This is a genomic window from Akkermansia sp. GGCC_0220 (assembly GCF_017566105.1).
Taxonomy (GTDB): domain Bacteria; phylum Verrucomicrobiota; class Verrucomicrobiia; order Verrucomicrobiales; family Akkermansiaceae; genus Akkermansia; species Akkermansia massiliensis.
This window is the reverse complement of the sequence record NZ_JABFCI010000071.1, coordinates 1-265: the sequence shown is the minus strand read 5'-3', so window position 1 is coordinate 265 and position 265 is coordinate 1. Positions and strand designations below refer to the sequence as shown.

Genomic DNA, 265 nt, shown 5'->3' with positions numbered 1-265 from the left:
ACCAGAAACTTCACCTGCAACAGCCGCAGCGAGCTGGTCGAAGACCGGATCAGCCGGGGAAGAAGCTTTATCTATTCCTACGACAACATCGGCAACCGCAAAACAGTCCGGGAACTGGAAGAGGAAGTATCCTACGATGCCAACTGTCTTAACCAGTACGCGGAGATTGCCGGGAGAGAAGAACATTTTACCCCCGTCTACGACGCCGACGGCAACCAGACCCGCATCAGGACCTCGACAGGTATCTGGGAAATCAGTTACGACG

1 protein-coding gene is annotated in these 265 nt (G+C 54.3%); it reads left to right on the top strand.

Translation table 11 applies throughout. The annotated features are described in order from the left end of the window. On the top strand, positions 1 to 265 hold a 265-nt coding region (locus tag HJW02_RS13020; RefSeq protein ID WP_208050680.1), incomplete at both ends, for a hypothetical protein.